Source organism: Variovorax sp. P4_D9 (assembly GCF_056401695.1).
On sequence record NZ_JBFUIU010001516.1, the window covers coordinates 1 to 1,154 of the forward strand.

Consider the following 1,154-nt stretch of genomic DNA (forward strand, 5'->3'; position numbering starts at 1 on the left):
GTTGGCGATCAGGTCGCCGACCAGGCCGCGGTCGAGGTAGGTGGCGGTGGTGCGGATCTTGCGGTCGTCATTGGTGATCGCGACGATCTCGCTGCCTCCCTGGCCTTCCTGGATGGTCGCGCTCTTGATGCGGTTACCGCGAACTTCTTCGAGGAAGTCGCTGTAGCCGATGTTGCCCGCACCGGCTGCGCCGCGGGTGTCGAACTGCTTGAACACAGTGAACAACACCATCGCGATGACAAGCCATACGGCAACTTTGGAAAACCACTGATTGTTCAAACGAAACTCCAGTCGGGGGCGCGCAAAAAATAGGATTCAGAAAAGCGCACTGTGGGCGGCAATTGGCGCCTATTTTAGGCTTTTCAACCTGCGAAAACCCGTAAATTCCCCAGAGCAGCCATAGGGCACAAGCGGTTTTTGATTCGTATCAATTCGTATCAAGCCCTTTGAGGCCGATCCCGACCATGAAGGTCTCCGAGGATTTGTCGCGGGAAGCCTTGGGTTTGATGGGTTTCACGGTGCGGAAGTTGTCCTTGAAGAGCCGCGTCAGCTCGGCGTAGCCGCTGCCATGGAACAGCTTCGCGACCAGCGCGCCCTCGGGCTTCATGTGGTGGCGGGCGAAGTCGATCGCCAACTCGATCAGGTGGGCGATGCGCGCGGTGTCCGCCGAGGCGATGCCCGAGAGGTTGGGCGCCATGTCCGAGACCACGACGTCGGCCAGCCGGCCGTCCATGGCCACGGCCAGCTTCTCCAGCACATCGGCCTCGCGGAAATCGCCCTGCAGGAAGGTCACGCCCTCGATCGGCTCCATCGGCAGGATGTCGAGCGCGATGATGATGCCGGCCAACTCGCCCGAAGCGGCGCCCGCAGGGGCCATCCGGCGCCTCACGTACTGGCTCCAGGCCCCCGGCGTGGAGCCTAGGTCGACCACCAGTTGCCCTGGCCGGATGAGTCCCAGCGTCTCGTCGATCTCCTTCAGCTTGTACGCGGCACGGGCGCGATAACCCTCCCGGTTGGCCAGTTTCACGTAGGGATCGTTGAGGTGATCGTGCAGCCACGCTTTGTTCAGCTTCTTGGATTTGTGTTTGGGGTTCATTGACACTCGATAATACGGGGATGCCCGCCATACAACTTACCCCTGCGCAGCGCAAGGT

General features: G+C 61.1%; 2 protein-coding genes. Both read right to left on the reverse strand.

Going from position 1 to position 1,154, the window contains the following annotated elements; genetic code table 11:
- Positions 1-279 (reverse strand): ATP-dependent metallopeptidase FtsH/Yme1/Tma family protein (locus AC1DY5_RS56510; RefSeq protein WP_478122850.1); only part of this gene is annotated, 279 nt, incomplete at its 3' end.
- 148 nt (positions 280-427) lie between these two features.
- Entirely contained in the window at positions 428-1,096 is a 669-nt protein-coding gene (locus tag AC1DY5_RS56515; RefSeq protein WP_478122851.1) for an RlmE family RNA methyltransferase, read from the reverse strand.
- Between the last annotated feature and the right edge of the window lie 58 nt (positions 1,097-1,154).